The sequence below is a fragment of the Streptococcus sp. HMSC064H09 genome, assembly GCF_001812625.1.
Lineage (GTDB): Bacteria > Bacillota > Bacilli > Lactobacillales > Streptococcaceae > Streptococcus.
Genome location: NZ_KV809625.1, coordinates 1 through 8,617, shown reverse-complemented (window position 1 = coordinate 8,617; position 8,617 = coordinate 1). Strand labels below are relative to the sequence as shown.

Here is an 8,617-nt window from a genome sequence, read left to right as displayed (position 1 = left end):
AAAAAAAAAAAAAACAAATCTTCCTTTGAAGATCTGTCTGATTGGGCTTTTTTCACTCCCTATTTTTATCTCCCTAAATTGTCAAATTAAGTTAGATTTTTCATGTAACAGAGAAAAACTTGGTATAGTGTTTGTTAATTCAAAGACTTCCTAGGTATTCTATTTCTTTTATCAGCTGTAGCTGATAAATAATTTTGAGAAATATTCGTAAAATCCATTTGTTTAGGTAGTCCATTTCGTCTTAATAAGCCATTAGAATGTTCATTGAGACCTCGTTGCTCAGGACATCCTGGATCCGCAAAGAAAATATCAATGTCATGTGCATTCGAAATAGATTTCCAATTAGAAAATTCTTTTCCGCAATCAAAAGTGATCGACTTAATTCGTTACTCTATCACAATCATAGATTTAATAGACTTGCGTTCATCCATATCTTTATAGGCTTGATTAATATCTTCCAATTTATAACTTGTCGTAAAGACTCGGCCTGGATTGATGTCGCCATCAAGAACAGCTTTTAACAAAACTTGTTTATCATAGGTTGTGACAGAGGCTGGTCCGCCACCAATCGTTGTATTTTGTCTAAATGTTGATCCAATGGCACGGTTTTCATAGTGTGGAACACCAACAAATCCCATACGGCCACCATTATGAAGGACTCCAAGAGCTTGATCTACCGCTGCTTCTGTACCGACACATTCGAGAGCTGCATCTGCTCCTCCCCCGAGGATTTCACGGACTTTGGCAATGCCTTTTTCGCCACGTTCAGCAACAACTGCAGTCGCACCTGACTCCAAAGCCATTTTTTGACGATCTTCATGACGACTCATAAGGACAATTTGTGAAGCACCACGCATCTTAGCTGCGATGACAGCACATTGACCAACAGCCCCATCTCCGATAACGACCACCTTATCACCTTTTTGCACATTAGCCACACGCGCCGCATGGTAACCCGTCGGCATGACATCAGCCAGTGTCAAAAGTGACTTGAGCATGCCTTCACTATAATCTGAAGGTTGCCCAGGAATTTTGACAAGGGCCCAGTTGGCAAAGTGGAAACGGATATACTCAGCCTGCACGCCCCCAGACCAGTTATTACCTGGGTGGTTGTCACAAGAGCCATCAAAACCAGCACGACAGGCATCACACTGTCCACAACCATGTGTGAAAGGGGCAATGACAAAGTCACCTGGTTTTACTGTAGTAACTTCCTCGCCAACTTCTTCGACAATTCCGACAGCCTCATGACCGCTATTTCTATGTCCTTCTTCCATTTCCGGATTACGGTAACTCCAAAGGTCCGATCCACAAACGCAAGTACGTACTATCTTGATAATGGCATCATCTGCTGCCACGATTTGCGGGCGATCAATTTCTGCTAGACCAACTTTTCCAGCTTTGGTATAAACTGCTGATTTCATTTAATAGCCTCTATTCTTTCGTTTCTGATAGTATACACTTTTTAGCATGAAATTGCTCACATCAAACACTCCCTATTACGGTCATATTTAGTTACTTAATCATATTTTTTTCCATACTTCTTTTCAAGCATTTTCTTAACTAGATATGGCATCTTGACATTCTCTCGACCTTTTTTAGCAATCAATTTTTTGACGAAATCAGGCATCTGAATATCTGCTTCCTCTTCTAAAATCTGTCCTGTGTTTGAAGGAGCTTCCAACTCATCAAAAGTCTCTAGTTGAGGTTGATAGTAACGATAGTCACCGTCTATATGAGACTGAATGGTTGAAAGAAGGGCTTTAATCAAACGAGAATCGCTATTTGGCATAGGAGGACGGTGATAGGCCACACCAAGCTCATGACAAAGCTCCTTACACTCCACATCATTATCAAAAAGAACCTCAATATGCTCACTAATAAAAGCTATCGGGGCAAAAATATAGTGGTCAGGGTGTTCCTTCTCATCATGAAGGTATTCTAAGACATCAGGTTTAATCCAAGGAATACCAATATCACTTTCACTCTGCCATGTATTGGTATACTGGTCTTCTTCAAGGCCTAAAAATTCCACAATCAAGCGAGTATTGTCATAAATCTGATCGATATAAGGATCGCCAAAATCAAGGGCCAAAACTGGTACACTGTGAGCTGAAAAAATCACCTTATAGCTGTCATCTCCAATTTGATCTAAAATATTTCTAATCTCATCAGCCCAGTAGTGAAGAAGTGAAGGTTCTTGGTACCAATTCTTGATAATTTGGAACCTAATCTGCTCACTTTCTAAAAATTTCTCATATCCCATGACAGAATAGTAAGAATAATGAGGCTCTAAAATCAAGCACAAACATTCTTCAATTCCGTCATTCTCCATCTCTTTGATTACATCAGTGATAAAAGGTCGGGAAAATTTATTTGCAAAGTAGACCGACACTTGTTCTCCAAGAGCGGAAGCAACCAAGTCAACTTCTTTCTTTGTTATCCTTTGGAGCGGCGTTCCACCGATTCGTAGGTAATGGTCATATAAGGTCTGAATTTCATGTGGTTCGGGACGAACTCCACGTCGTATATTTGTGAAAAATTCTGCTACTCCTTCATAGGTAATCTCTTCTGGGGACCCAAAAGTCATCATCAATACAGCTCTTTTACTCATAATTACTCCTTGTTCCACGTTTGTTCTATTTTATCATGAAAAGGCTTACTTTAGTTAACTAAGTATCAAAAAAACCCTAGAGACAAACTCTAAGAGTTTAAATAACGTTTCTTAATGATGGTGACCATGTCTATGATTTTGACCCACTTCCCACTCCTCTATATTGCGCTTGTGGGCACGGTGGGTCGCTAGGTCTTCATCAACCTCAATGGTAACGTTTTGAAAGCCACAGTCTTTAAGCAAGGTGCGGATAGACTCTTTACAGACTTCCATGTGGTTGACATGCTCTAGACAAACATGGACAATGGCGTTCTTTTCCAAACCATCCATGGTCCAAAGATTGAGCTGATTGATACTAGCAACATGGTCCAATTCAGCCAAATCCGTCTTTATCTTCTGGATGTTCACCCCTTCTGGTACAGCATCCAGGAAAATCTTGAGCGTGCTCCAAAAACGTGGAATGGCTTTTGATAGAATAAAGAAGGAAATGGCAAGGGACAGGAGCGGATCCAGGATATACCAGTCAGTAAATCGGAGAACAATGGCCATCAAGATGACGGCCAACCAACCCAAGGTGTCTTCCAAAAAGTGCAGGCTGAGAATGGATTCATTCTTGGTTTGCCCCTTGCGAATGACCAGACTCGCCAGCACATTGACACTGATAGCAATAATTCCCAACCAAAGAAGCCCTTCGTCATTGATGGGCTGTGGGTGGAAAAGCTTGCTTACATTTTCTAAAATCACCATACCAGACCCTGTCATCAGAATCACAGCGGTCACCATGGCACCTAAAAGGCTAAAACGCTTGTAGCCCAAGGTGTAATGGCTGTCTTCTTTCCGATTGGAAATGCTCTCTAGAAAAGCTGAGATGCCAATGGCGATTGCATCTCCAAAGTCATGGACCGAATCAGCGAGAACTGCACTAGAACCAAAAATTCCACCCGCAATAAATTCAACAATGGCAAAGCTTAGATTTAATAAAAAAGCCAACCAAACCGCATATTTTGTCTTCATTATATTTCTTCCTTTGTTATAATAGATTTATGAACATCATGTTCATTATCTATTATCCAATACTATCAACAGAAAGGATAGGGGCAAACCGTTCGCTGTGTACGTTACTGAACAGTTTGTTCATAGTGTCCATATGACTGCACAAGATCGTCGCATTACCAAGACTAGAAAAGCCATCTATCAAGCTTTCTTGCGCTTACTTAACCAAAAAGATTATGAGACCATCACCGTTCAGGAGATTATTGACTTGGCTGATGTAGGACGTTCGACCTTTTACAGCCATTATGAGAGCAAAGAGTTACTACTGGATGAGCTCTGCCAAAAACTCTTTCACCATTTGTTTGAGCGTGCTCAACACCTCTCTCCACAAGACTACCTAGCACATATCTTTCAACATTTTAAGAAAAATCAAGACCATGTAACCAGTCTCTTACTCTCCAAAAATGATTATTTTATCCGGCAACTGCGAAAAGAGCTAGAACATGATGTCTATCCAATGGTTGCCGAGGAGCTGATTCAATCGCACCCAACCATCCCTCACTCCTATCTCAAGCATCTGGTCGTCAGCCATTTCATTGAAACCCTCAGCTGGTGGTTGAAAAAAGGCAAGTCCTATAGCGAGCAAGAAGTAGTCCAGTTTTATTTGGAGATACTGAAAGTTGGTTCAAACTAGAAAGTAGTTTTTTTAATGACCCTCACTCAATTTTATTTTCTCTTTCCAGCCTTATTCATGCTTCACGAACTTGAGGAAATCATATGGATGCCATCCTTTGTCAAAAAACTATCAGCACAGTTTCCAGATATTCGATTCCTTTCTTATTACACTCCTTTTACTTTCAATGCCATTGTCTTGGAGCAGTTTCTGATCCTGCTTCTATCACTTTTTCTTAGCTATCAGTTTAGCAACTATACTATTTACGCAACCATTGTAATTGCTTATATCTACCATATTTTCGGACATCTGATTCAGACAATTGTCCTTCTAAAATATGTTCCTGGCTTGTTAACGGGCATTTTAACGAGCTTATTCTCCATCGCATTTCTAAAAAAAATTGAAATTTCAGTCAAACTCTATGGTTACTCTTTTTTGACTTTACTGGTTATCGTTTTAAATCTTGTAGTATCATTTATGATTCTTAATAAAATCAGTCATAAAAATAGCACTCAGACAATCATATCTTAGAAAGGAAACATCTATGTCACTTTATCCCATCTTTAGCATCATCACAGTCTTCTTAGCCCTTGTTTTTGCTCTTCTTCATTTATTAGTCAGCCTTTCCGAATTAAAAAAGGGCAAGAAGACCCTTGGAATTTACCTACTTTTTATAGGAAGTAGCCTTGCGACCTTCTCTCTCATCCTCTACTTCCTTTTGCCGATTGTTGCTTTATTCATTTGGCTGATCGGAGTTAGCTTGATTTGCTACGGAGCCTATTGGAATGGCAAGCACAAAGAAAACTTCCATCTAGCCCACCATGTCATTCGGATCGGAATTGCTCTGATTCTTACCACTTTATTAGCCCTTATCTAAGAAAAACTCAAGTTTTATCAATGAAAACTTGAGTTTTTTGGTAGTTACGAAATCAATAAGGAATTAAAAATCTTGCTTTTCTTTAAACAGTTTAATCTTTTCTAGGCAGTAATCCATTAATTTCTGTGCTTTTTCAAATGAATAGCCTTTTTCAGATACCGACTTGACTTTCTTTTCATCAAAATAGTAGCCAGTCAAGCCCCTGACTTCCTCTGACAAGGTGAGATAATAACCTGTTTCGATTCCCTGATCTAGATCTTTCGAAAGAGACTTCATCAAGCGTCTGAAGAGAGACTTTTTCGTCCTTTCATCACTAGAATTATTCCCTAAGTTGGTTGAAATCAAGCCAGGATGATAGGTATTAATGGTGATGTTTGAACCTCTTAAAAAGAAGTCTCTTGCTAGATAGCGTGTCATCCAAATGGTATAGAGTTTGGAATTATTATAGGCCAATCCTGGATTGTAGTTGTTCTCAAATCCAAAGTCCAAATCCTTGACCTTGGCAAAATGATGCATATAGGAAGAGGTAGTAATGACACGGCCGTCAGCCGATTTTTCTAACAAGGAGCTTAGCTCAGTTGTTAACATATAGGGAACGAGAACGGATAACATAAAAGTCAACTCGACATTTTCAGCACTTACTTTTCGTTCTTTTCCTGCATACAGGCCTGCATTGTTAAATAAGACATCGATCCTTTGAAAGTCTCGCTTGATTTCCTCCGCAAATCGATAAACATCATCTAATTTTGAAAAATCTGCCAAGTAGCTTGAAACTCTGCCTCTCAGGGAAACGGCCCGAACCTCTTGAAGCGCCAATTCAAGTTTTTGAGGATTGCGACCATGAAGGATAACCTGATGGCCTTCACTGGCCAGTTGCTTTGCCAAGTGCTTTCCAATGCCATCCGTAGCACCTGTTATTAGAATGGTTTTGACCATATTAGTCCTCCAAGAAAGCAATGAGTTCTTTTGAAAACGCCTCTGCATATTGGAAGATCGAACCGTGACCAGCATTTGGATAGATGATCAGCTTACTATCTTTTATTTTCTCATGCATATCATAAGAATTTTCCGTTGGAACCTGCATATCCTTGTCCCCATTGACAATTAAGGTTGGTTGGATGATAAATCTTAGGTCGTCTTGAGAATCTTTCCCCCAACGTTTAATAGCTTTGAGTTGAGTCAAGAAACCAGGCACACTCATGTCTTTGTCTGCAAATTCCTTGGTTCGCATTCCCATTCGTCCAAGAACTTTCAAGGCTTCGATTTTCCCTTGTTCATCATGGTTATAGAAGATATAGCGTTTAGGATCGATGCGCTCGAGTCCAGCTTTAAACATATAGTTAAATGTTTTCCCTGTGACCTTATCGACCTCTTTTCCACCTCGAGGTCCTGTTCCTGCCAAGATAAGACGGTTGACCAAATTAGGTTTGATTCGGATCATTTCTTGGGCAATCATACCTCCCATAGAAAGGCCTAGGAGATTGATTTTTTCGTAACCAAGGGCTTGAATAAAGGCAATTGTCTGCTCAGCCATTCCAGGAATCGTTGGAGCCACTTTTCCTTGACTAGCACCGACACCAGGAAGGTCGACCACAATCACATGGTGCTTTTCAGCAATCAAGTCCAAGAGTTTTGGATCCCAGTTGTCGAGGGTTGCTGCCAAATGGACCAGCATCAGAAGAGGTAGTTTTGATTTACCTTTGCTGAGTTCGCGATAGGCGATTTTGTTCCCGTCGACAGTGATATATTGATTTTTAATTGTAAGATATGACATTGTCTTTTCCTTTTATTTCTTAAAGCTGAGGACTGTTTTTCCACGTGAGCGACCATTAGCGACCTTGTCTAAGGCGCTATTCACTTCTTCAAATGGATAGACTGTATCGATAGATGGTTTGATTTCTAATTTGCTAAAGAGGTCAGCTACCTCTTGTAATTGAGCGCCACCATTGCTTTCTACAAAGATAAAATGGTAGTGAACGCCATATTTGTCAGCCATCTTATCAAATTTGCGACCGGCTAGTCCAAGTAGGATCTGTTTCCATTTTGGCAGGTTCATGCGTTTGGCAAAGTCACCATTTGGCATAGCACGGAGGGAAACAAGCTGACCACCTTTTTTCATGATAGACATTTGTTTTTCAGTCTCAGAGCCCCCAAGAGTATCAAGGACATAATCAACCTGGCTAACAGTTTTTGTATAATCCTCTGTTTTGTAATCGATAAAACGATCTGCTCCTAGCTTCAATACACGCTCAGCGCTATCTCCAGCCCCATTGGTAATGACCTTCAAACCTTTAGCTTTAGCAATCGGAATGGTCATACCGCCGACACCGCCTGTACCACCAGAGATAAAGATGGTTTTTCCAGCTTGAGCGCCCATGAGTTCTAGGGCTTGCATAATGGTCAAGGCAGTCAAAGGGACAGCAGCCGCTTCCTCATCTGAAAGATAGTCTGGAACCTTGGCTAGAGCCTGACTATCGACAGCTACGTATTCTGCAAAGGCGCCAATATGATCAAGTGGGAGACGCCCAAAGACACGGTCTCCAACTTTGAGATTTTTGACTTGTCTACCGTTCTCTTCAATGATACCGACCACTTCATTTCCCGCAGTTTGTGGGAGTTTGTAAGGGACAATCATCTTGACTTCTCCTCTGGAAATCATATTATCCAGAGGATTAACACCAGCTGCAGTGACTTTGACCAAAACTTCTTTGTCTGTAATACTTGGTGTAGCGACTTCTGTGATGTTTAGTGTGATATTCTTTTTGTTATAAGTAGTGTGTTGTGCGGCTTTCATTGTCTTCTCTTTTCTATTTTGGTTGTATTCAATATAGATACAAGTATAGTCTTTTTAAAACTGATCTGCATGCAAATCAGTTTCGTTTTTGTTTGGCATCTTTATAAAGATTGTTAATGACATCTTCTAAGGTTTGCTGGGCTAGTTCCTTCTCAAGTTGAGCTTCAGCGCTAGCAAATAGTGGTGAAACTGCTCCTTGGATATGTTTCCCTACTGGACAATCCGGATTGCTATTTTGATGAACGGGAAATAAGCTGATGTGGCTGACTTCTTGTGTGGCAAAATAAATTTCAAGTAAGGTGATGTCCTTTGGCGATTTACTAAGTTGATAGCCTGTTTTTCCTTGATGGGAAGTAATTAAGCCAGCGTTTTTCAATAAGGCGATTACCTTTCGAATGTAACTCGCATTGGTGCCAACGCTAGTTGCTAGTGCTTGAGAACTTAAGGTATCCTTGCTCTCACTAATCATGGTTAGGATATGTAGAGCAACTGAAAATTTTGTATCCATATAAACTCCTTTAGATAACTTGTATCCGATACAAGAACAAGTATAACACAAATAAAAAGAAAAGCAAGACTTTTGCTTCACTGTAAAAACACAAAAAAAGGACCCTACTGGATCCTCTTATTAAGGCTCTATAATTTCTGTAGTGGGTAAAACCACTG

At 40.2% G+C, this 8,617-nt stretch carries 10 protein-coding genes and 1 pseudogene; 3 read left to right on the top strand and 8 right to left on the bottom strand.

Annotation, left to right across the window (positions count from 1 at the left end):
- Positions 1 to 134: 134 nt before the first annotated feature.
- The 4 genes and pseudogenes from HMPREF2867_RS11100 to HMPREF2867_RS09525 form a co-directional block, all read right to left on the bottom strand.
- Positions 135 to 380 (bottom strand): annotated as a pseudogene (locus tag HMPREF2867_RS11100) (IS30 family transposase); the annotation flags it as partial.
- 6 nt (positions 381 to 386) lie between these two features.
- Positions 387 to 1,424, bottom strand: a complete 1,038-nt coding sequence (locus HMPREF2867_RS09535) for a zinc-binding dehydrogenase (RefSeq protein ID WP_070577232.1) — start codon at positions 1,422 to 1,424, stop codon at positions 387 to 389.
- Between the two features lie 95 nt (positions 1,425 to 1,519).
- Positions 1,520 to 2,614 carry a ferrochelatase gene (gene hemH, locus HMPREF2867_RS09530; protein WP_070577231.1) on the bottom strand — a complete coding sequence of 365 codons (1,095 nt, stop codon included), beginning with the start codon at positions 2,612 to 2,614 and terminating at the stop codon, positions 1,520 to 1,522.
- A gap of 111 nt (positions 2,615 to 2,725) precedes the next feature.
- Positions 2,726 to 3,628: a cation diffusion facilitator family transporter gene (locus HMPREF2867_RS09525; protein WP_070577230.1), complete on the bottom strand. Its 903-nt coding sequence runs from the start codon at positions 3,626 to 3,628 to the stop codon at positions 2,726 to 2,728.
- Between the two features lie 133 nt (positions 3,629 to 3,761).
- Between HMPREF2867_RS09525 and HMPREF2867_RS09520 the strand changes: the two genes are divergently transcribed.
- From HMPREF2867_RS09520 to HMPREF2867_RS09510, 3 genes are read left to right on the top strand one after another with little or no spacing between them, the layout of a single operon-like run.
- Positions 3,762 to 4,301, top strand: a complete 540-nt coding sequence (locus tag HMPREF2867_RS09520; protein WP_256263094.1) for a TetR/AcrR family transcriptional regulator — start codon at positions 3,762 to 3,764, stop codon at positions 4,299 to 4,301.
- A 15-nt stretch (positions 4,302 to 4,316) separates the two neighbouring features.
- Entirely contained in the window at positions 4,317 to 4,811 is a 495-nt protein-coding gene (locus HMPREF2867_RS09515) for an HXXEE domain-containing protein (RefSeq protein ID WP_070577228.1), read from the top strand.
- A 13-nt stretch (positions 4,812 to 4,824) separates the two neighbouring features.
- The gene (locus tag HMPREF2867_RS09510; RefSeq protein ID WP_070577227.1) at positions 4,825 to 5,157 is read left to right on the top strand and encodes a glucuronide permease; all 333 of its coding nucleotides are present in this window, start codon (positions 4,825 to 4,827) and stop codon (positions 5,155 to 5,157) included.
- Positions 5,158 to 5,220: 63 nt separating this feature from the next.
- Here HMPREF2867_RS09510 and HMPREF2867_RS09505 read toward each other — a convergent pair whose 3' ends face one another.
- The 4 genes from HMPREF2867_RS09505 to HMPREF2867_RS09490 all read right to left on the bottom strand — a co-directional run bounded on the left by HMPREF2867_RS09505 (position 5,221) and on the right by HMPREF2867_RS09490 (position 8,459).
- Positions 5,221 to 6,093, bottom strand: a complete 873-nt coding sequence (locus HMPREF2867_RS09505; RefSeq protein ID WP_070577226.1) for an SDR family NAD(P)-dependent oxidoreductase — start codon at positions 6,091 to 6,093, stop codon at positions 5,221 to 5,223.
- A gap of 1 nt (position 6,094) precedes the next feature.
- Complete coding sequence (locus HMPREF2867_RS09500) at positions 6,095 to 6,931, bottom strand: alpha/beta fold hydrolase (RefSeq protein WP_070577225.1); 837 nt, start codon at positions 6,929 to 6,931, stop codon at positions 6,095 to 6,097.
- Positions 6,932 to 6,943: 12 nt separating this feature from the next.
- Positions 6,944 to 7,951, bottom strand: a complete 1,008-nt coding sequence (locus tag HMPREF2867_RS09495; RefSeq protein ID WP_070577224.1) for an NADP-dependent oxidoreductase — start codon at positions 7,949 to 7,951, stop codon at positions 6,944 to 6,946.
- Between the two features lie 76 nt (positions 7,952 to 8,027).
- Positions 8,028 to 8,459 carry an Rrf2 family transcriptional regulator gene (locus HMPREF2867_RS09490; RefSeq protein ID WP_070577223.1) on the bottom strand — a complete coding sequence of 144 codons (432 nt, stop codon included), beginning with the start codon at positions 8,457 to 8,459 and terminating at the stop codon, positions 8,028 to 8,030.
- Positions 8,460 to 8,617 lie beyond the last annotated feature (158 nt).

What these genes read in the sequence shown, in the direction of transcription:
- HMPREF2867_RS09520 (WP_256263094.1), top strand. Translation starts at nt 3,762, where the DNA reads ATGACTGCACAAGATCGTCGCATTACCAAGACTAGAAAAGCCATCTAT.
- HMPREF2867_RS09490 (WP_070577223.1), bottom strand. Translation starts at nt 8,459, where the DNA reads ATGGATACAAAATTTTCAGTTGCTCTACATATCCTAACCATGATTAGT.
- HMPREF2867_RS09495 (WP_070577224.1), bottom strand. Translation starts at nt 7,951, where the DNA reads ATGAAAGCCGCACAACACACTACTTATAACAAAAAGAATATCACACTA.
- HMPREF2867_RS09500 (WP_070577225.1), bottom strand. Translation starts at nt 6,931, where the DNA reads ATGTCATATCTTACAATTAAAAATCAATATATCACTGTCGACGGGAAC.
- HMPREF2867_RS09535 (WP_070577232.1), bottom strand. Translation starts at nt 1,424, where the DNA reads ATGAAATCAGCAGTTTATACCAAAGCTGGAAAAGTTGGTCTAGCAGAA.
- HMPREF2867_RS09505 (WP_070577226.1), bottom strand. Translation starts at nt 6,093, where the DNA reads ATGGTCAAAACCATTCTAATAACAGGTGCTACGGATGGCATTGGAAAG.
- HMPREF2867_RS09515 (WP_070577228.1), top strand. Translation starts at nt 4,317, where the DNA reads ATGACCCTCACTCAATTTTATTTTCTCTTTCCAGCCTTATTCATGCTT.
- HMPREF2867_RS09510 (WP_070577227.1), top strand. Translation starts at nt 4,825, where the DNA reads ATGTCACTTTATCCCATCTTTAGCATCATCACAGTCTTCTTAGCCCTT.
- HMPREF2867_RS09525 (WP_070577230.1), bottom strand. Translation starts at nt 3,628, where the DNA reads ATGAAGACAAAATATGCGGTTTGGTTGGCTTTTTTATTAAATCTAAGC.
- hemH (WP_070577231.1), bottom strand. Translation starts at nt 2,614, where the DNA reads ATGAGTAAAAGAGCTGTATTGATGATGACTTTTGGGTCCCCAGAAGAG.